The following is a 19,323-nucleotide window of genomic DNA, read 5'->3' as shown; positions in this document are numbered from 1 at the left end:
ACCATGCCCGAACCCCTTTCCGGATCGAGCACCCCGGCGGTGCCGCGCCGCATCTTCCTGGTCGTCGTCGACGACAGCTCGGAGATGGACGTGGCCCTGCGCTACGCCTGCTACCGGGCCCGCAACTCGGGCGGCCGCGTCGCGCTGCTCTGCGTGGTGGAGCCGGGGGAGGTGCTGGGCTTCATGGCGGTCGAGGACATCATGCGCGAGGAGCGCCGGGTCGAGGCCGAGCAGATCCTGCAGCGCCATGCGCGCATCGTGAACCAGCTCACCGGCACCCTGCCCTGCCTCTACCTCCGCGAGGGCGTGCGCCAGGACGAGCTGCTGAAGCTGACCGAGGAGGAGCCCTGGATCTCGATCCTGGTGCTCGCCGCCGGCACGGGGCCCGAGGGGCCCGGCCCACTGATCTCCTACCTCACGGGGAAGGGGGCGGCGCGGCTGCGGATCCCGCTCACCATCGTGCCGGGCCGGCTGACCGAGGAGCAGATCCTGGCGGTCACATGAGCCTCCCCCGAGACGCTTGATATCGCCGTCCCGGCGGCCCACCTTGTCCGGAGAATCGCCCCCGCGCCGATGGGGCCAAGAGGTTCCAGAATGTTCATCCAGACCGAGCAGACCCCGAATCCCGCCACGCTGAAGTTCCTGCCGGGGCGGGAAGTCCTTGTCCGCGGCACCGCCGACTTCGCCGAGCCCGATTCGGCCCGCCGCTCGCCGCTCGCGCGGCGCCTGTTCGAGATCGAGGGCGTGACCGGCGTCTTCCTGGGCTACGACTTCGTCACGGTCAGCAAGTCCGACGACCGCGACTGGTACCTCCTGAAGCCGGCGATCCTCGGCGCGATCATGGAGCACTACGCGGCGGGCCGCCCGGCGCTCGAGGACGAGGACGTGGGCTCCGGCCACGCCGAGAGCGAGGACGAGGACGAGGTCGTCTCGCAGATCAAGGAGCTGCTGGACACGCGCGTGCGCCCCGCCGTCGCCCAGGACGGCGGCGACATCACCTTCCACAGCTTCGACGATGGGGTCGTCTATCTCAGCATGCGCGGGGCCTGCTCGGGCTGCCCGAGTTCGTCCGCGACGCTCAAGGCGGGGATCGAGAACATGCTCCGCCACTACATCCCCGAAGTCGTCGAGGTCCGCCAGGTCCGCTGACCCCCTGCCGGGTGCTGTCTGCCGCCGCCCCGGCGGCGGATGGCAGGGCTCTTAATCTTTCTCTTAATCTTTCGCGTCCACCCTATCGGTCGAGGTAGGGCGGCGCCGCCTCTCGACGAGCGCGGCCGCCCTCCGCCACGACGATCGGGTCGGGATGCGTGGGGACCGGAAGCGCGCAGAAGGAGTGAACTGGCCGCGGTTGCTGACCGCGGGAGTCTGCACCTTCGTCCTCGGCGCCGCGGCCGGCGTGCTGGTGAACGGCGGCGGCCCGGGCCGGCCTCCCGGCGCGGGCGCGCCGCTCGTGGTGATCGCGCTGGACGGCGCCGCCGGCCGGGCGGACGTTCCTGCCTCCGCGGGCCGCGCCCGGCAGGACGGGACCCTGCCGCAGGGCTCGGTGGTGATCGCCATCGCGCCGCCACGCCCCCTTCTCGACGAACGGCCCGGGGAACGGCCCGGGGAACGGCCCGACGGCCATCCCGCCGCGACCCTTCTGGCGCAGGCGCCGTCCCTGCCCACGCCTGCGGAGCCTGCGCCGGCCACGCCCGATCCCGTCCCGGGAATGCCCGTGGCGCCAGTGGGCGCGCCGCCTGCGCTGCCGGCCCGGCCCGAGGACGGCGACGGCGCCGACGGACTCCGCCTGGCCCTGCTGCCCGGCGCTACCGGCGCCTGCGCGGCCGATCTGGCGGCCGCGGCGGAGCTGGTCCTGATGGCGCGGCACGAGCCGGTGCCGCCGCTGATGCCGATCCCGCTGCCCGAGCGCAGCCCCCCGCCCCGCACCCCGGATCCCGTGCGCATCGCGCTGGACCCCCGCGCCATCGGCGTGTCCTCCTCGGCCGAGGCGCGCGCCGCGGCGCTCACCGCCCTGGCCGTCTCGGACGACGCCCCGCCGCTGATGCCGCTGCCGCTACCCGAGCCCATGCTGCTCTCGCGGCTCGCGGATACCAAGCCGGCGCCGGAGCCCCTGGCGATCGCCGGTGGCGATCCGGCCGGCATCCTGCCGGCGCTGCACGCGGCCGAGCCGCCCGCTGTGCCCATGGCGCTTGCCGGAGCGGCGCCCGCGGGCATCCTGCCGCCGCTTGCCGCGGCCGAGCCGGTGCCGCTTCCCCTGGCCGTCGCCGGCGGCCCGGGCCTGGGGCTCGATCCGCTGGCCCCGGACGCCATCGATCCCGTTCCCCTGGCGCCCGCCGGGACGGCACCACCCGCCGGGCTGGCGCCGCTGGTCGCATCCGGCCCGATGCCCGAGCCGCTGTCCCCGGCCATCCGGCCGAGGGATGCCATGCTGCCGCTGCTGGCGCAGGTCGGCCCCGCGCCCGAGCCGCTGGCCCCGGCCCTCCCGTCGAGGGACGCCGTGCTGCCGCTGCTGGCGCAGGCCGATCCCGCGCCCGAGCCGCTGGCGATCGCGGGGCGGAGCACCCCCGCAGGGGACAGCGCGGTCCCGCCGCAGGACGAGGCCCCCGCCCCGCCCGAAGCGCCCGTGGTCGCGGTGGGCGCGGCCTCCGATCCTCCTACCCTCGCCGCGGCCGCCGTCGCCCCGGACCGACCGGAAGTCGAGGCGCCGGCCGCCCTGTCCGCGCCGGATGACGCCGGCGCGGCGACCGATCCTGGAGGCGCCATGGCCGGCGCCAGGGCGCAGGACGCGGCGCCCCGCCTTGCCGAAGCGATTTTGCCCCCGATCGGGGCCGAGATCGCACCCGAGCCCATGGCACTGGCCGGTTCGGACCCCGGCTTCATCCTGCCGCCGCTTCCGACCAGCCCGGCCATTCCCGAGTCGCCGGCCGTCTTCGCGACCCCGCCCGCGGCGGTCGCGAACGCCCTGCCGCGCACCGGGCCGATCGAGCCACTGGCACTGGCCGGCTCGCCCGTGCCGGAGCTTCCACTGGCGCTCGCGCCCGAGCTCGACGAGGCGCCTCTGGCGCTGGCCGCGGGCCAGGGCCCGACACTCCGCCTCGGCATGCTGGCAGGCCCGGAACACGAGCCGGCGCCACTGGCGCTGGCCGGGAGCCCCGGACCCGGGCTCGGCACGCTGGCGCGATCGGAGCCCGATCCAGCGCCCCTGGCGCTGGCCGGGAGCCCAGAACCCGGGCTCGGGACGCTGGCGCGCTCGGAGCTCGATGCGGCACCCCTCGCTTTTGCGGGGTCGCCGGCAATTGCCCCGGCCATGGGCATCGCCCTGGCGGAGCCCGTGACCGAGGGGCCGCTGGCGCCCCGCGGCGGCCCCGGCGCCGTCGCCTGGGGCCCGGTCGGCACCTCGCAGGCCGAGGGCACGCGCCTTGGCCCCGGTCGCACGGGCCTAGACCTGGCCGCGACCGACCCGGCCGCGGTCGAGCCGATCGCCCCCGCGGTGCCCGCCGCGCCCGTGCTGGCGCTCGCCAGCACCGGCCTTTCGGACGGGGCGGAGCTGGCCCGCGTCCAGGCCAGCGCCTTCCGGGCGGATGGGTTCCGGGGCACCGATCCCGCGGACGCGCCGCTGCTGCTCGCCGCCGATCCCTGCGCGGGACCGGGACTGGTGCACCCCGCCCCCGCCGGCACCGGCGCGCCCGACGTGGCGCGCCCGGCCGAGGCGCTGGTGGCCGCGGCGCCGGTCCTGCCGCGCCCGCCGGCGCTGCCCGCAGCCAAGCACCCCGAGGCCAAGCACCCCGAGACGAGACACCCTGGGGCCAAGCACCCCGAGGCGCGCCGAGAACTCGCCCGGGCTATGCCGGTGCCGCGCCCGCCGCAGGGCGGGTCGGCGGCGCCGCAGCGCCAGGCGCCCGCCCCGCCGGAACCGGCCCCTGGGATCGGCAATGTGGAGCGACTGGCGGCGCTTCTCGAATCCCACGCCTTCAGCCTTGGCGGCGTCCGCGATCACGGCAAGCCGGTGCCGCGCGTCTTCCTGGCCGCCCTACCTTCCGACATGCACGGCATCCGGTCGGCCGAGGACCGCAAGGAGCTGTTCATCGGCGCGGTGCTGCCCTGGATCCTCCACATCAACGAGGAGATCCAGTCCGACCGGGAGCGGCTGAAGACGCTGGCCGCGCGCCAGGGCGAGGGCAAGCCCGCCGCGCCCGCCGATCTCGCCTGGCTCGAGACGCTGGCCGCGCGCTACGAGGTGCCCGAGGCGATGCAGGGCGGCGTCCCCGACTACCGGGCGCTCCTGCGCCGCGTCGACGTGGTGCCTCCGTCCCTGGCCCTGAGCCAGGCGGCCGAGGAGAGCGGCTGGGGCACGTCGCGGGTCGCGCGCATGAGCAACGCGCTGTTCGGCCAAACCGCCTGGCGCTCGGGCCCACGCGGCCGGTCCGTCGGCGAGGTGCGAGGCTTCGCCGACATCGACGACAGCGTTCGCTCCTACATCCACAACCTGAACACCCATCCCGCCTATGAAGCGCTGCGCGGCGCCCGGGCCGCGCTGCGCGCCGCCGGCCGCCACCCCGACGGCCACGCCCTGGCGGGCGGCCTGCTGCGCTATTCCGAGCGCGGCCGCGCCTATGTGACGGCAGTCCGCACCATCATGCGCGGCAACGACTTCGTCCGGCTCGACCGGGCGCGCCTGGCACCGCCGGCGCTGCGCGACGGCGCCCCGCAGGTGGCCGAGGCGGCGCAGCCCTGAGGCGGCGCGGAGAGACGTCCTACTCGGAGCTGCCGGCGCTGCCGGGAACCACGAGCTGAAGTCCGAACCAGCGCCAGTGCCCGTCCCCCGCGGGCAGGGTGCAGTTCACGCGCCCGCGTCCGGGCGGGAACGGCTCGGTGAGCTGGACCTCGACGCGGCCGCCGCCGAGACGCTCCACCCCGACGCGCCCCTGGTTGGAGGCGAAGCAGGACAGCTGCTCCAGGTCGCCGAGCTCCTCGGACACCGTGAAGCCCACGGCGGGCGGGTTGGGGCCGAGCACCGGGTCGGCGGGCGTCACGTCGCTAACCGGCAGGGGCAGCGCCTCGGCCACCAGCAGGAACCGTTCGAGGCTGCCGTAGCTCTCGTTCATGAAGAAGCGCGGCAGGGCGAGCGGGTCGGCACGTCCGTGGACGGCGCCCGAGGCCTGGGTGAAAGCGGCGCGGAAACCCTGTCCCGCCACCAGCGCGCGCTGGCCCGGCGAGATCGCACCGCCGACATAGGAAAGCGCCTCCGGCGGTCGGCCGAGCTCGTCGCGCAGCCGGCGCACCCCGCGCGCGAGCTCGGCGGCTGAAAGCGGCGCAGCCAGGAGGCCGAAGGTGGCGCCCGCGTCCCGCAGCGCGCGCAATTCGCTCCACGCAGCATGGGTGGGCGCGCCGCGGTCGACGAGGTCGGGCGCGACGAAGACCGTGAAGGGCAGGCCGGCGGCGCGCAGACGTGGCACCGCCAGATCCAGCGCCGACCGGCTGGCGTCATCGATGGTGATCACGATCGCGCGCTCGGGAAGCGGCTTGCCGCCCTCCAGCGCCGCAAGCAGCTTCGGCAGGGGCAGCACTGGCCGCGCACCGGCCTGGATCTCCCGGATATGGGCCTCGAACTGGTCCAGGCGGATGCTCAGCGCCGGCTGGCGGTCGTCGCCGAATCGGCTGTAGGCCAGCACCACGGCGCTGTCCTGCTCGGCATGGGCGGGCAGGGCCATGGACCCGGCGGCCAGCAGCGCGGCCGCCAGCGCGCGCCAGGGCCGGTAACGCCGCATTCCCGTCCTCCCCCCTCGCCGTCGAGCCCCGGTTTCTCGCACGGGCCCGGCTTCCCTGGCAACCGCCGCCCTGGCAATGGCCGCCCTGGCAATGGCCGCCCTGGCAATGGCCGCCCTGGCAATGGCCGCCCTGGCGACCGTGACAATGGCCACCGTGGCAACGATGGATGGCGGCCGCAGGTCGAGGTCGACAGCACGCCGCGCGATCTTTAACTAGGACGGACGGCGACGGCGGCAGCGGGCGGGATCGGGTCGAGGCATGAGGGTTCTGGCCCTGGACAGTGCGACGGGCGCGTGCTCGGTGGCGGTGACCGACGCAGGTCGCGTGCTCGCGCGGCGCGACGCCGTCCAGGACCGCGGACAGGCCGAGATCCTGATGCCCATGGTCGAGGCCGCACTTGCCGAGGCCGGGATCGGCTATGACGGGCTGGACCGCCTAGCGGTGACGGTCGGCCCGGGCACCTTCACCGGCCTGCGGATCGCGCTGGCCGCGGCGCGTGGCCTGGCGCTCGCGACCGCTCGGCCGCTGGTCGGGATCACCACGTTCGAGGCGCTTGCGGCCGCCGTGCCGGAGGCGCTGCGTCCTGGCAGGACTCTGGTCGTCGCCGTCGACTCGCGCCGTGCCGAACCCTATGTCCAGGCCTTCGGGACGGGTCTCGCCCCCCTCGGTCCGCCGGCGATGGAGCTGCCCGGGCAGGTGGTCCTGCCGGGGGGGCCGCTGCTTCTGGCCGGCGACGGCGTCGCGCTGCTGGCGCCCGCCCTGGAGGGCCGCGACGTGGCCGCCGTCGAGGCGGTTCGGCACCCGGATGCGGCCGTGATCGCCCGGCTGGCCGAGACGCGCGATGCGCCCACGGCGCCGCCCGCCCCCTTCTATCTGAGATCGCCGGACGTCACCCTGCCGCGCCCGCCGGGACCCCGGGCTCCGTGATCCGCGAGGCGCGCCACCGCGACGCGGACCTCCTGGCCGCCATGCAGGCCGAGGCCTTCCCCGAGGACCGCTGGCCGGCACTGGGCTTCATGACGCTGATGGCCCATCCCGGCACCACCGCCTTCCTGGCCGAGACGGCCGAGGGTCCCGCGGGCTTCGCCCTGGTGCGCTGCGTGGCCGACGAGGCGGAGGTGATCACGCTGGGCGTGCGGCCGGCCTTCCGGCGCCGCGGCATCGCCGGCGCGCTGCTGGACGCCATGGTGGCGAAGGCCGCTTCCAGTGGGGCCAGAAGCCTGTTCCTGGAGGTCGCGGAGGACAACGAGGCCGGGCGCGCGCTCTACGCTGCATACGGATTCGCGATGGTCGGCCGCCGGCCGGGCTATTACCGGCGCAATGACGGAACAGTTGCGGCCTTGCTGCTCAAGGTTGAAACCGGGTCCGAAACAACTTCGCCCTAATCAATGCCGGCGGACGCGCAGGCGGTGGACTCCGTTGCCAAGAGCGGGATCTTCGGGCAGCAGTGATTCGATCACATGCCCCAATTCCATCAGGGATCTCGGCACGTTCTCCAGCGGTTCTCCGCGGTTCAGGCGGATTTCGAGCACCTCTCCCGGCGCCAAGCGCTCGATGCGCAACTTGGCACGCACTAGGGTCATCGGACACACATCGGAGGTTATGTCCACGAAGTGGACAGTTCGTTTTTCCGCGTCAGACACCAGCTCTTCCTTCGAATAAAACTTGTTTGCTTCAGCTATCGATTGGACTTATATCGAAAGGAATCCTATTCCCGGAGCAGTCTTAGATGAACGCCCAGAGCCCCTCCAACGAGCTGTTGTCGCTGACCGCGGAGATCGTGGCCGCGCACGTCTCCAACAATACGGTCGCGGTCAGCGACCTGCCACAGCTCATCGACCAGGTCTACAAGACCCTGGCCAATGTCGGGAACGAGCCTGCCCCCCAGGTGGAGCGGCCGCAACCCGCGGTTCCGATCAAGAAGTCCGTCACTCCCGACTACATCATCTGCCTGGAGGACGGGAAGAAGCTGAAGATGCTGAAGCGGCACCTGAAGACTGCATACGACATGTCTCCAGAGGAGTACCGGGAGCGCTGGGGCCTGCCCGCCGACTACCCGATGGTCGCGCCGAACTACGCCAAGCAGCGCAGCCGCCTCGCCAAGCAGATCGGCCTCGGAACCCGCGCCCGCCGCGGCGCGGCGTGATCCCACCGGGACTCGGACGGCGGGCAGGCTGCCCGCCGCTTCCGTGTTGACCCGGGCTCACCTCTTCGTGATATCACTCCGGGCGATGGCACCGGCCGCCTTCCGAAGGAGGGCCGTGCACATCCGACGATCCGCCGCCGCCCGAAAGAAAGCATGGCCGAGACCACGTCCGAGCCGATGAGCAGCGCCGATCTCCGCATCGGCCATCTCGAGGTCAGGCTTGCCGAGAGCGAGGCCGAGATCGACGCCGCCCAGGCGCTGCGCTTCCGGGTCTTCTACGAGGAGATGGCGGCCCGGCCGACGTCCGAGATGGCGGCGCGGCGCCGCGACTTCGACGCTTTCGACGGGATCTGCGACCATCTTCTGGTGCTCGACCATTCCAGGGGCGCGGGTCCCGAGCGGGTGGTCGGGACCTACCGGCTGATCCGCCGGCCCATGGCCCAGCGGGCCGGCCGCTTCTATTCCATGGACGAGTACGACGTCGGCCGTATTCTGGCCCAGCCCGGCGAGATCCTCGAGCTCGGGCGCTCCTGCGTGGATTCCGGCCACCGCACCCGGCCGACAATGCAGCTGCTGTGGCGCGGCATCGCGGCCTACGTGTTCCAGCACGATATCGCCCTGATGTTCGGCTGCGCGAGCCTGCCCGGTACCGACCCCCAGGCGCTGGCGCTGCCGCTCTCCTACCTGCACCACCATCACCTCGCTCCGGAGGAGATCCGCCCGCGCGCCCTGCCGGAACGTTACGTCTCCATGGATCTGTTGCCCAAGGACGGGATCGATCCGCGCGCCGGCGTGGCCGAGCTGCCGCCGCTGATCAAGGGCTATCTGCGCCTGGGCGGCTTCGTGGGCGACGGCGCGGTGATCGATGAGCAGTTCAACACCACGGATGTCTGCATCGTGGTGAAGACCGACCTGGTGACCGAGAAGTACTACCGGCATTACGAGCGGCGGCTCGAACCCGGGGCGTGATCGGGGGACCGCGATGGGCTCGCCGCTTCTCGGGGCTGCGCGCCTCCTGATCTATCTCCTGGTCACCCTGGCCGGCATTCCCGTGCAGCTGCTGCTGCTGAAGCTGGGTTCCCCGGCGCGCGCGACCTTCCCGCGGGCCTATCACCGTCTGTGCGCCCGCATCATCGGCCTGCGGGTCCAGACCACCGGCGCCCCCGCGCAGGTCCATCCGACGCTCTTCGTCTCAAACCATTCCTCCTATCTCGACATCGTGGTGCTGGGATCGCTGATCCCGGGGTCCTTCGTGGCGAAATCCGAGGTCGGCACCTGGCCGCTCTTTGGCCTGCTGGCGCGGCTGCAGCGGACGGTCTTCGTCGACCGCAAGCCCCGCAACGCGGCCAGCCACCGCGACGACATGCAAGGCCGTCTGGAGGCGGGAGACGACCTGATCCTGTTTCCCGAGGGCACCAGCAGCGACGGCAACCGCGTGCTCCCCTTCAAGAGCGCGCTCTTCGCGGTCGCGGGGCTCCGGGTCGAGGGACGGCCGCTGACGGTTCAGCCGGTTTCGGTGACGGCGACCAGGCTGGACGGCATCCCGCTGGGCCGGACCATGCGCAGCGTCTACGCCTGGTACGGCGACATGGAGCTGGCCGGCCATCTCTGGGAGATGGTGAAGCTCGGCGTGCTCACCGTGGAGGTGGAGTTCCACCCCGCGGTCACGGTCGAGGACTTCGGCAGCCGCAAGGCGCTGGCGGACCACTGCTGGACCGTGGTGGCGGCTGGCGTCGACCGCGCCGTGAGCGGCCGGCGCGGCCCGGCCGAGGCCCGTCCCGGGGTCCCTGCCGAAGCCGCCGGCTGAGGCTTTCTCGCGCCTCAGTGGCCATGCCCGCCATGGCCCAGCCTCAGCTCGAAGGTCGCGGACCGACGCTCGAAGTCGTCCACCAGCACCTCGGCCTCGATGCGCCAGGTTCCGGGCAGGGCGGTCTCGGCCCCGGCATGCGACCAGCGGCCGGGCCCCGCTCCGTCCATGACCCGGGCCATGGCCCGGGCGATCCCCTCGATGCCGGCCGCGGGGCTGGCAAGGCGCAGGGTGACGGCGCGGACCTCGCGCGGGGCGCCGTCCGCTCCGCGGATCTCCAGCTCGAAGCGGTTGGGACCGGGAAGCGAGGTCGCCGTGCTCAGCACCAGGGACAGCGGCCCGGCCCGGCCTTCCAGGCGGAGTCCGGGATGCAGGACCGCCAGCACGCCGCCGGCCCCCGCATGCGCTGGCGGGTGGGTGGAGGTCAGCGCCGCGGTGACGGCAAGCACCGCCAGCCCGGCCGCCGCCTCGGCAAGGATCGCGCGGCGCAGCCGGGCCGCCGCATCGGGGCCGCCGTCCGGCAGCGCCGGGACCAGGCGCCAGCGGTTCAGCCCCGCCAGGCCGAGCATGGCCGCCACCAGCAGCGCCTTCCCCGCGAGCAGGCGCCCATAGGCGGTGCCCAGGAGCGCCTGCCACGACCCTACCAGGGCCCAGGCCAGCGTCAGCCCCGCTGCCGCCAGCAGCGGGACCAGGATCGTGGCGACCCCGGCGAAGGCACCGGCCAGCCGGCGCAGGGCCGCCCCGTCGGCATGCCGTGCCGCCAGGATCAGCGCCGGGAAGGAACCGATCCAGAAGGCGGCGGCGAACACGTGCAGGGCCAGCAGCGCCGAAAGCCATGCCGATCCCAGCACGCTGGAGTGCCCGGTCACGGCGTAAGACAGGGCGAGCGCCAGCGCCGCCGCCGGTCCGCAGGCGGGCGTCGCCGGCCGCCACGCCGCCGCCACCGCCGCCGTCGCGAGGCCGCCGAGCCGCAGCAGGGGCGCTGCCCCCGCCGGAACGGGACCCGTGCCCAGCAGCACGCCTTCGACCGCAGAGGCGCCGAGAACGGCGGCCCCCCCGAGGACCGCCAGGAACCCCGCCAGACGCCGAAGTCCGGGCGGCTCCGCCGCGGGATCGGCCCCGAACAGCGCGAGGAACAGGACGACGCCCGCCGCCGGGAGCCCCGCGGCATAGGCGAGACCCCGCAGGACGGCATGGAGCGCCCGCGCGGCGCCCGAGGAATCGCCTGCACGCGCGGCCTCGAGGAAGCCGGCGTCGGCGGCGCCGACCGTGAAGACCAGCGAGCCAGCCACCGGGTGCCCGTCGGCCGAGCCGATCCGCCAGCTCAGGACGAAGCTGCCGGGCCCCGCCGCTGGCGGGCGGAGAAGGACGAGACCCGAAGCGGCACCAGCCCCCCGATCACCGGCCTCCGGCGTCAACGCGGCCGAGGTTCCGTCACTTCCCGACAGGCGCAGCGCGTGGATCTGCACGGCTTCGCTGAAGCGCAGGGACAGCACCTCCGGCATGGCCGGCAGCACCGCCCCGTCGGCGGGATCAGCCTGGACCAGCACCGCATGCGCCCTGGCCGGCGCGACGCCGGCCAGGATCACCAGGATCAGCACCGCCAGCGGGGCAAGAAGCGCGAGGATGCCGGGACGCCCCGCCGCGGCCGGCCTCCCGGTGCGCCGGTCCCGGCCGTGCAACGCCATGGCGCTCAGCGGGCCGGAAGGAGGCGCAGGGCGGGCGCGGGCTCGCGCAGGTCGTCCGGCTTCTGGCCCTCGGCCGGCACCTCGATCCAGCGGTGCTCGCCCTTCTCACAGAGCTGCACGACCGGGATGTACAGGACCTTCCCGGGCTCCTCCGGCAGGCGCCCCACGAAGACGAACTCGTCGTAATGCGCGTCGTCCAGGCTGCCCCCGGACCAGCGGATCTCGGTCACGCCCTCGGATACCGTGCGGCCGTGGTCCTGGTAGGGCCTGGCCAGCGGCCCGACGACGGTCTCGAGGTTCCAGCCCGGCTTGGGCATGGGCTTCGCGGCCCGCATGCCGTGGGGGACCCTGACGCGGATCTCGCGGGTGGGCGAGCCCGCGCAGCCGTGCCCGATCTTGAGGACGGCCTTGTAGGAGGAGCCGGCCGGCGCCTCGGTGACGGCGAGGCCCACATGGGCGGCCACTGGTCCGGCGGCGCACAGGATGGCCGCGCTCAGGACGACCGCGACGGGCGCACCCGCGGCGGGGACGCGGAAGGCGAAGACATCGGACACGCGCATATGCACTCCTTCGCGGGCTCCGCGCCCGCGGGAAACTGGCGTTCGCGGGCTCCGCGCCCGCGGGAAACTGGACCAAGGGGAAGGTTTCCGTTCGCCTCGGCCCTTCGGCCGCGGTGACGGGCGCACGGTCAGGCCTGCGGCGGCGCGCGGGCCCGCGGACGCTCCTGGTGGCGTCCCGATGCGGGCGCCGGCGCCGCGAGGCCGGTCATCGCCTCGGCTAGCCGGGGGGAAGGCGGCTCCGGCGAGTCCAGCGGCGGCAGGACGGCCAGCTCGTCGATGCGGCAGAGATGGCAGGCATGGTCCCGCCCATGCCCGGCATCGCGGCGGCCGCCATCTTCGGACGGGTGTCCGGCATCCCGGCCGGCGTGCCGGACGCCTGGAGGTGCCGCGCCGCAATGGGGTGCGGCAGAAGGGCCTGCCTCCAGGGCGGGATCGGCCGTGTGGGGGACGTGGGGGGCGGCGTGGCGGGGATCGGCGTGGCCATGCATGGTGGCCAGAACCGATGCCGGCGCCGCGGCGGGCGGAAGCAGCGGCAGCGCACGGACGAGCAGGACCGCGGCGGCAAGCAGCCGCAGCGTCATCCACGTCCCGTCACGGCCGAGACCCATCCGCCGGCGCCCTTCCCTGCCGCCATCTCCCACCATCACTATCATGGAGGGCGTGGTCGGCGAATGAACACGGGAAGTCCCCGTTCGGCACCGGCTCAGGGATCGCCATCGGGCGGCGGGGGCAATCCTCAGGGAACGCACCGGCTGGGTGGCCGTTGACTCGTCCGGGCCGGGTGATTACCTGTGGGCGGCGGCGCGCGGCCTTCCGGCTGACGCGCCGAAGGTATTTGCGCAGCGGTCCCGCGGCTCGGAAGCCGGGCCGCGTGGGAACAAGGGGCCTTGACGAAAAAGCTCTTCATCAAGACCTGGGGCTGCCAGATGAACGTCTACGACTCCGCCCGTATGGCGGATGTCCTGGCACCCCTGGGCTACGGGCTGGCCGAGAGTCCCGAAGGCGCCGACCTGGTGATCCTGAACACCTGCCACGTCCGCGAGAAGGCTTCCGAGAAGGTCTTCTCCGAGCTCGGCCGCCTGCGCGCGGAAAAGCGTCGCAAGGCCGAGGCGGGCGAGCGCATGATCGTCGCGGTCGCCGGCTGCGTCGCCCAGGCCGAGGGACAGGAGATCCTGGACCGCGCGCCGGTGGTCGACATGGTCTTCGGTCCCCAGACCTACCACACCCTGCCCGAGATGGTGGCGCGCGCCTCGGGCGAGCGGGTGCTGAACACCGACTTTCCCGCAGAGAGCAAGTTCGACAGCCTGCCCGAGGAGACGGCGCCCCAGGGCGTCTCGGCCTTCCTGGCGGTGCAGGAGGGCTGCGACAAGTTCTGCACCTTCTGCGTGGTGCCGTACACCCGCGGCGCCGAATACTCCCGCGATGCCGCGACCGTGCTGGCCGAGGCGCGGCGGCTGGTCGCCGGTGGCACCCGCGAGATCACGCTGCTGGGCCAGAACGTCAATGCCTGGCACGGCGAGGGGCCGGAGGGTGGGACCTGGGGCCTCGGCCGGCTGATCCGTGCCCTCGCCGAGATCGGCGGCCTCGCCCGCATTCGCTACACGACCTCGCACCCGCGCGACATGGCGGACGACCTGATCTCGGCCCATGCCGAGGTTCCGCAGCTGATGCCCTTCGTGCACCTGCCGGTCCAGAGCGGCTCGGATCGCATCCTCGCGGCCATGAATCGCAAGCACCGCGCCGACGAGTACCGGCGCGTCGTCGGACGCCTGCGGGAGGCGCGCCCGGACCTCGCGCTGTCCTCTGACTTCATCGTCGGCTATCCCGACGAGACCGACCGCGACTTCGCCGACACGCTGCGCCTGGTGACGGAGATCGGCTACGCGCAGGCCTACACCTTCATGTACAGCCCGAGGCCCGGGACGCCGGCGGCCGGAATGGCCGGCAGGCAGGTGCCCGAGGCCGTGAAGAAGGAGCGCTTGGCGGCTCTGCAGCAGCTCGTGAACGCGCAGCAGGTCGCCTTCAACATGGACATGGTCGGCCGCACCGTGCCGGTTCTGCTGGACCGCCGCGGTCACCGCGCGGGACAGCTCATGGGGCGCAGCCCCTGGATGCAGTCGGTGCCCGTGGCCGCGCCCGACCGGCTGATGGGCACGATCGTCGAGGTGCGCGTGAGCGCCGCCCGCGAGAACAGCCTGGCCGGCGAGATCGAGACAACCGAGGCCGCTTCCGGTGGCGCGCGCGCAGCGCCCGGGACGGCCGCCCTGACGGAGTATCCTGCTTGACCGGCACCCCGGTGAGCCGCATCGACCTGCGCTTCGACGACAACCGACTGCTGCCGCCGCTCTACGGCCAGCACGACACCCATCTCGCCCGCATCGAGAACCAGCTCGGCGTGACGTTGATCAGCCGGGGCAACGTGCTGACGATCTCGGGCTCACCCGATTCGGCCGATGCCGCGCGCACGGTGATCAACGCCCTCTACGGCCGGCTGAAGAACGGTCTTGCGGTCGAGCCCGCCGACGTGGACGCGGCCCTGCGCATGACGACGCGCGTGCTGGACGCGGGCGACCGGGATGCGGCGCTGGCCCATATCAGCAGGCCAGACCTGGGAATCCGGACGCGCAAGCGCACGCCGATCAGCGCGCGCAGCCCGACCCAGGCGCGCTACCTCGACGCGCTGAATGCCAACGAGCTGGTCTTCGGGCTCGGTCCGGCCGGAACCGGCAAGACCTATCTCGCCGTGGCCCAGGCCGTCTCCATGCTGGTCCAGGGTCAGGTCGACCGGATCATCCTGTCGCGTCCGGCCGTCGAGGCCGGCGAGCGGCTGGGCTTCCTGCCCGGCGACCTGCGCGAGAAGGTCGACCCCTATCTGCGCCCGCTCTACGACGCGCTGCACGACATGATGCCGGCCGAGCAGGTGGAGAAGCGCCTGGCCAGCGGCGAGATCGAGGTGGCGCCGCTCGCCTTCATGCGCGGCCGCACCCTTGCAAACGCCTACGTGATCCTCGACGAGGCGCAGAACACGACGCCGATGCAGATGAAGATGTTCCTGACGCGCCTCGGCGAGAACGGCCGCATGGCGATCACGGGCGACGTGACCCAGATCGACCTGCCCGCCGGCCAGCGCTCGGGGCTCAAGGACGCCATCGAGATCCTGCAGGGCGTGCCCGGCGTGGCCTTCGTCCACTTCACCGAGGCCGACGTGGTGCGCCACCCGCTGGTCGCGCGGATCGTCCGGGCCTACGACGACCACGACCGGCCCGCGCCATGACGGACGCCCTCGAGGTCGTGGTCTCCACCGAGGCGGAGGCCTGGTCCGTCCTTCCGCAGGTCGAGGCGCTGGCCGAGCGGGCCGCCCGCGCGGCCTATGCCGGTGCGGCGGGGGATGCGGGGGCGGTGGACGCGGAACGGTTCGCTGCGGACGGCCGCCCGCGCGAGGTCAGCCTGGTGCTGGCCGACGACGCGCTGGTGCATCGGCTGAACCGCGACTACCGCGGCAAGGACAAGCCCACGAACGTGCTGAGCTTCGCGCTGATGGACGGCGCCGAGGAGGAACCCGGCGGGGCCTCTTTCGAGGAGGCGGACGCCCCGGTCCTGCTGGGCGACGTAATCCTGGCCTTCGAGACGGTCGAGGGCGAGGCGCGCAGCCAGGGCAAGGCGCTCGCCGACCATGTCTCTCACCTCGTTGTCCATGGCGTTCTTCATCTTCTCGGGTATGATCACGAGAAAGACGAGGATGCCGACCGTATGGAGCGACTGGAAACGAGGATCCTGGCGGGGCTCGGCATAGCCGACCCATATGCCGATTCCGTGCGCTCCGCACCCGAACCGCAAGACGATGACAGACGCATCAGGCAGTAGATCGCCCCGGGAAGACGGGGCCGAAGAACATTCATTTCCGAGGCAGTTCCGCAGCTTCCTGCGGGCCGTGCTCGGAGTCCGCGAGGACACCACGCTCCGCGACGCGATCGAGGAGCTGATCGAGGGCCGGCCGGAGGCCGAGGGCTCGATCGCGGCCGACGAAAGGCTGCTGCTCGCCAACATCCTGAAGCTGCGCGACCGCGTCGTCGCCGACGTGATGGTGCCTCGCGCCCATATCGTGGCGGTCGAGGTCAGCGTGTCGCTGGAGGAGCTGGTCCAGCGCTTCGCCGCCGAGGCCCATTCGCGGCTGCCGGTCTACCGGGAGACGCTGGACGACGTGGTGGGCATGGTCCACATCAAGGACGTGCTGCCCGCGCTGGTGAACCGGAGCGAGACCTTCTCCATCGCCGACGTGAAGCGGGACGTGCTGATCGTCGCGCCGTCCATGCCCGTGCTGGACCTGCTGATCCAGATGCGGCAGACGCGGCACCACATGGCGCTGGTCGTCGACGAGTTCGGCGGCATCGACGGCCTCGTCACCATCGAGGACCTGGTCGAGGAGATCGTCGGCGAGATCGAGGACGAGCACGACATCGACGAGCCGCCGATGCTGGTGCGCCGGGCGGACGGCACGGTGATGGCCGACGCCCGCCTGCCGATCGAGGAGTTCGTGGACGAGACCGGCGTCGCCCTGGACGACGAGGACCGGGACGAGGTCGAGACCCTGGGCGGCCTGGTCTTCAGCCTGGCCGGCCGGGTTCCGAGCCGGGGCGAGCTTCTGCGCCACCCCTCGGGCCTCGAGTTCGAGGTGGTCGACGCCGATCCCCGCCGCATCAAGCGCCTGAGGGTGCGCAACCTGCCCGGCCCGGCGGCCCGCGCGCGGGTCTCCGCCGGCGGCTGAGCCGCCGCGGGCGCCACCGAAAGGTCCGAATTCCGTTATGACTCCCGGTGGTGCGGGCTCGTCCCGCGCCACCGGAAGGAAGGATCCGCCGTGACCGCAACAGAGACTCCCCGCGCCCTGCCCGGCGCGGCCGGCGCACGCCCCCTGGCGGGCGCCGCGGCACGCCTCGCGGCCCTCACGGGCTGGCGTCGCGCGGCGATGGCGATGGGGCTCGGCGCCGTCGCGACCCTGTCCCTGCCGCCGCTCGGCCTGGTGCCGGCGCTGCTGGTGGCCTTCCCGGCGCTGCTCTGGATGCTGGACGGCATACGGACTGCCCGGGGCTCCTTCGCGCTCGGCTGGGCTTTCGGCTTCGGCTTCTTCGTGATCAGCCTCTACTGGATCTCGGCCGCGCTGTTCACGGACATCGCGGCCTGGTGGTGGATGCTGCCCTTCGCCTTTACCGGGCTTCCGGCGGTGATGGCCGCCTTCCCCGGCGGGGCGCTGGCCGTGCTGCACCGTACGCGTCTTGTCGGCCTGCCCCGCGTGGTGATGCTGGCCGCGCTCTGGGCGACGTTCGAGTGGCTGCGCGGCCATGTGATGACCGGCTTTCCGTGGAACCTCGTGGGCTATGCCTGGACCGGCATCGAACCCGTGCTTCAGGCGACGTCTGTGTTCGGGATCTACGGGCTTGGCCTGCTGACCGTGGGGGTCGCGGCGCTGCCGGCGCTGCTGCCCGATCGGGCCGTGCCGCGCCGCCGCGCCATGGCGGCGCTGGCCGCGGGGCTCGGTCTCTTCGCGCTGATCGGCGGGCTGGGGGCCTGGAGGCTGGCGGCCGCGCCGGCCGCGGCGGTGCCCGGCGTGCGCCTGCGCCTCGTGCAGCCGGCCATCGACCAGCGGATCAAGTGGGCCCCCGGCGAGCGCGAGCGCAACTTCGAGCGCCATCTGGAGCTGTCCGCCCGGCCGGCCGAGCCCGCGCCGACCCATGTGATCTGGGCGGAAACGGCCGTGCCCTTCCTGATCGAGCAGGACGTCCAGCGCCGCCAGGCCGTCGCCGCGCTGACGCCGCCCGGGGGGCTGACCATCACCGGCGCTCCGCGCCTGACCGAGGACGCCGAGGGCACGCGGCGGGTCTGGAACGGGCTCGTCGCGATCGACCGCGCCGGGGCGGTGCGCGGCACCTACGACAAGTTCCACCTGGTGCCGTTCGGCGAGTACATGCCGCTGCGCCGCTGGATTCCGATCGCCCCGGTGGCCGCGGGCTCGCTCGACTTCTCGGCTGGCCCGGGACCGCGGACCCTCGACCTGCCTGGTCTGCCGCCGGTCAGCCCGCTGATCTGCTACGAGGTGATCTTCCCCGGCGCCGTGACGGAGCCGGGACATCGCCCGGCCTGGCTCCTGAACCTGACCAACGACGCCTGGTACGGCCTGACGGCGGGGCCGCACCAGCACTTCGCCATCGCGCGGGTCCGCGCGGTCGAGGAAGGTCTTCCCATGGTTCGGGTCGCCAATTCCGGGATCTCGGGCGTGGTCGACCCCTATGGCCGGATCACGGCGCGCCTTGGGCTCGGGGAGGCCGGCTTCGTGGATGCACCGCTCCCCGCCGCAGCATCCCCCACCCCTTATTCCAGATGGGGTAACTGGCTATTCGGGGTAATGCTTTTGCTGGCTGGCGGCTCTGCAACCTTGGCTCGACGGCGCAGATGATCGGTCACATATTCCGGGTGGAGGAAGGCTGCCACCAGTCTTAGGCGGGTTGCTCCGCGTACCTCCTCCATTCGACTGATCGTCGCGATCTCGCGTCTGCCAGTGGGGATTAGGCCTATGGAAACACAGATCCGCGGACGCCGCGGTGCCGGTGGCCGGCCGAAGACCGGCAAGCCGAACCCGATCGACGTCCATGTCGGCTCGCGTGTGCGCCTGCGCCGTACCCTTCTCGGGATGAGCCAGGAGAAGCTCGGCGAGGCGATCGGCCTGACCTTCCAGCAGGTCCAGAAGTATGAGCGCGGCGCCAACCGGATCGGCGCGAGCCGGCTGTTCGACCTCAGCCGCGTCCTGGACGTGCCCGTCTCGTTCTTCTTCGACGACATGCCGGACGGCGGCGAGCGGTCCACGCCGCGGGCGAGCAGGGCCGAGGAGCGGCAGCCGAGCTTCGAGCCCGATCCCATGGCCAAGCGCGAGACGCTGGAGCTGGTCCGCGCCTACTACCGCATCACCGACCCGCAGGTGCGCAAACGGATTTTCGAGCTGACGAAGTCCGTCGCCAATTCCTCGCCCGTCGAAGCCGAGTGAGCCCGACCAGGTGAGCTCGCCTTTCTGAGCGGGCGGCGCGGCGGCCGGGCCCCGCGCCGGGCCGGAGCCGCAGGACGGATCGGCGCAGGACGGATCGGCAAAGCCCCGTGAACAAAGATTGCTGCGGGGTCTTGTCGCTTGACCCCGTATGGCAAGTCTGCTGAAAACTGCGACCTATACGTCGGCGGCGTGCTCCGCCAATTTCAGACAGAGGCAGCCCGTGGCCAAGCTCAACTACGTCTTCACCAGCGAGTCGGTATCGGAGGGGCATCCGGACAAGGTCTGCGACCGGATTTCGGATGCGATCGTCGATCTTTTCC

The 19,323-nt window shown here is 72.8% G+C and carries 20 protein-coding genes; 15 read left to right on the top strand and 5 right to left on the bottom strand.

The genetic code is table 11. The features are described 5' to 3' along the window. The first annotated feature begins 3 nt into the window (after positions 1–3). From JUB13_RS15710 to JUB13_RS32055, 3 genes are all read left to right on the top strand, one after another. Complete coding sequence (locus tag JUB13_RS15710; RefSeq protein WP_207480589.1) at positions 4–504, top strand: universal stress protein; 501 nt, start codon at positions 4–6, stop codon at positions 502–504. 90 nt (positions 505–594) lie between these two features. After that, a complete protein-coding gene (locus tag JUB13_RS15705) occupies positions 595–1,149 on the top strand; it encodes a NifU family protein (protein WP_207480587.1) in 555 nt (184 codons plus the stop codon). 184 nt (positions 1,150–1,333) lie between these two features. Then, entirely contained in the window at positions 1,334–4,735 is a 3,402-nt protein-coding gene (locus tag JUB13_RS32055; protein WP_207480586.1) for a glucosaminidase domain-containing protein, read from the top strand. Positions 4,736–4,754: 19 nt separating this feature from the next. Here the strand turns inward: JUB13_RS32055 and JUB13_RS15695 are convergent, their stop codons facing one another. Beyond that, entirely contained in the window at positions 4,755–5,768 is a 1,014-nt protein-coding gene (locus JUB13_RS15695; protein ID WP_207480583.1) for a polysaccharide deacetylase family protein, read from the bottom strand. A gap of 259 nt (positions 5,769–6,027) precedes the next feature. Between JUB13_RS15695 and tsaB the strand changes: the two genes are divergently transcribed. Together tsaB and JUB13_RS15685 are read left to right on the top strand one after the other, a co-directional pair. After that, positions 6,028–6,696 carry a tRNA (adenosine(37)-N6)-threonylcarbamoyltransferase complex dimerization subunit type 1 TsaB gene (gene tsaB, locus JUB13_RS15690; RefSeq protein ID WP_207480581.1) on the top strand — a complete coding sequence of 223 codons (669 nt, stop codon included), beginning with the start codon at positions 6,028–6,030 and terminating at the stop codon, positions 6,694–6,696. Beyond that, entirely contained in the window at positions 6,693–7,154 is a 462-nt protein-coding gene (locus JUB13_RS15685) for a GNAT family N-acetyltransferase (RefSeq protein WP_328702944.1), read from the top strand. The genes tsaB and JUB13_RS15685 overlap by 4 nt, the downstream gene beginning before the upstream one ends. Here the strand turns inward: JUB13_RS15685 and JUB13_RS15680 are convergent, their stop codons facing one another. Next, positions 7,155–7,412, bottom strand: a complete 258-nt coding sequence (locus JUB13_RS15680) for a sulfurtransferase TusA family protein (RefSeq protein WP_328702943.1) — start codon at positions 7,410–7,412, stop codon at positions 7,155–7,157. A gap of 86 nt (positions 7,413–7,498) precedes the next feature. Between JUB13_RS15680 and JUB13_RS15675 the strand changes: the two genes are divergently transcribed. The 3 genes from JUB13_RS15675 (at position 7,499) to JUB13_RS15665 (ending at position 9,722) form a co-directional block, all read left to right on the top strand. Next, the gene (locus JUB13_RS15675) at positions 7,499–7,915 is read left to right on the top strand and encodes a MucR family transcriptional regulator (RefSeq protein WP_207480579.1); all 417 of its coding nucleotides are present in this window, start codon (positions 7,499–7,501) and stop codon (positions 7,913–7,915) included. A 153-nt stretch (positions 7,916–8,068) separates the two neighbouring features. Continuing rightward, positions 8,069–8,884 carry a GNAT family N-acetyltransferase gene (locus tag JUB13_RS15670; RefSeq protein ID WP_207480577.1) on the top strand — a complete coding sequence of 272 codons (816 nt, stop codon included), beginning with the start codon at positions 8,069–8,071 and terminating at the stop codon, positions 8,882–8,884. A 13-nt stretch (positions 8,885–8,897) separates the two neighbouring features. After that, a complete protein-coding gene (locus JUB13_RS15665) occupies positions 8,898–9,722 on the top strand; it encodes a lysophospholipid acyltransferase family protein (RefSeq protein ID WP_207480575.1) in 825 nt (274 codons plus the stop codon). Between the two features lie 14 nt (positions 9,723–9,736). On the opposite strand, the gene JUB13_RS15660 is transcribed toward JUB13_RS15665, so the two are convergent. From JUB13_RS15660 to JUB13_RS15650, 3 genes are all read right to left on the bottom strand, one after another. Beyond that, positions 9,737–11,410: a copper resistance CopC/CopD family protein gene (locus tag JUB13_RS15660; RefSeq protein WP_207480573.1), complete on the bottom strand. Its 1,674-nt coding sequence runs from the start codon at positions 11,408–11,410 to the stop codon at positions 9,737–9,739. 5 nt (positions 11,411–11,415) lie between these two features. Next, positions 11,416–11,970 carry a YcnI family copper-binding membrane protein gene (locus JUB13_RS15655; RefSeq protein ID WP_207480571.1) on the bottom strand — a complete coding sequence of 185 codons (555 nt, stop codon included), beginning with the start codon at positions 11,968–11,970 and terminating at the stop codon, positions 11,416–11,418. A 128-nt stretch (positions 11,971–12,098) separates the two neighbouring features. After that, positions 12,099–12,578, bottom strand: coding sequence for a hypothetical protein (locus JUB13_RS15650; protein ID WP_207480569.1), 480 nt, complete (start codon positions 12,576–12,578; stop codon positions 12,099–12,101). A 279-nt stretch (positions 12,579–12,857) separates the two neighbouring features. Between JUB13_RS15650 and miaB the strand changes: the two genes are divergently transcribed. The 7 genes from miaB to JUB13_RS32220 all read left to right on the top strand — a co-directional run. Beyond that, complete coding sequence (gene miaB / locus JUB13_RS15645) at positions 12,858–14,255, top strand: tRNA (N6-isopentenyl adenosine(37)-C2)-methylthiotransferase MiaB (RefSeq protein ID WP_207480567.1); 1,398 nt, start codon at positions 12,858–12,860, stop codon at positions 14,253–14,255. Further along, positions 14,252–15,244 carry a PhoH family protein gene (locus JUB13_RS15640; protein ID WP_207480565.1) on the top strand — a complete coding sequence of 331 codons (993 nt, stop codon included), beginning with the start codon at positions 14,252–14,254 and terminating at the stop codon, positions 15,242–15,244. The genes miaB and JUB13_RS15640 overlap by 4 nt, the downstream gene beginning before the upstream one ends. Next, the gene (gene ybeY / locus JUB13_RS15635; protein WP_207480563.1) at positions 15,241–15,834 is read left to right on the top strand and encodes an rRNA maturation RNase YbeY; all 594 of its coding nucleotides are present in this window, start codon (positions 15,241–15,243) and stop codon (positions 15,832–15,834) included. Before JUB13_RS15640 ends, ybeY begins: the two co-directional genes overlap by 4 nt. Then, complete coding sequence (locus JUB13_RS15630; protein WP_207480561.1) at positions 15,812–16,735, top strand: hemolysin family protein; 924 nt, start codon at positions 15,812–15,814, stop codon at positions 16,733–16,735. The genes ybeY and JUB13_RS15630 overlap by 23 nt, the downstream gene beginning before the upstream one ends. 90 nt (positions 16,736–16,825) lie before the next feature. Further along, entirely contained in the window at positions 16,826–18,418 is a 1,593-nt protein-coding gene (lnt, locus tag JUB13_RS15625; RefSeq protein ID WP_328702942.1) for an apolipoprotein N-acyltransferase, read from the top strand. A 117-nt stretch (positions 18,419–18,535) separates the two neighbouring features. After that, entirely contained in the window at positions 18,536–19,003 is a 468-nt protein-coding gene (locus JUB13_RS15620) for a helix-turn-helix domain-containing protein (protein WP_207480559.1), read from the top strand. Between the two features lie 148 nt (positions 19,004–19,151). Beyond that, positions 19,152–19,323: S-adenosylmethionine synthetase N-terminal domain-containing protein (locus JUB13_RS32220; RefSeq protein ID WP_407928153.1), on the top strand; the 172-nt coding region annotated here is incomplete at its 3' end.

This window comes from Arenibaculum pallidiluteum, assembly GCF_017355985.1.
GTDB classification, from domain to species: Bacteria; Pseudomonadota; Alphaproteobacteria; order Azospirillales; family Azospirillaceae; genus Arenibaculum; species Arenibaculum pallidiluteum.
The sequence above is the reverse complement of the archived record's forward strand: the minus strand, read 5'-3'. Positions and strand labels throughout refer to the sequence as shown.